The following is a 256-nucleotide window of genomic DNA, read 5'->3' on the forward strand; positions in this document are numbered from 1 at the left end:
TCATGCGGTCGACCAGGATTTCCAGGTGCAGCTCGCCCATGCCGGAAATGATGGTCTGGCCGGACTCCTCGTCGGTGCGCACGCGGAACGAGGGATCTTCCTGCGCCAGCCGGCCCAGGGCGATGCCCATCTTTTCCTGGTCGGCCTTGGTCTTGGGCTCGACCGCCTGCGAGATGACCGGCTCGGGGAACACCATGCGCTCCAGCACGATGACGTGCGCCGGATCGGTCAGCGTATCGCCCGTGGTGACGTCCTT

At 65.6% G+C, this 256-nt stretch carries 1 pseudogene; it reads right to left on the bottom strand.

Annotated features, from left to right (window positions below):
* Positions 1 to 256: pseudogene (gene fusA, locus SB751_RS32720) on the bottom strand (elongation factor G); the annotation flags it as partial.

Source organism: Cupriavidus sp. SIMBA_020, from assembly GCF_046535395.1.
In the GTDB taxonomy this organism is placed as follows: Bacteria; Pseudomonadota; Gammaproteobacteria; order Burkholderiales; family Burkholderiaceae; genus Cupriavidus; species Cupriavidus campinensis.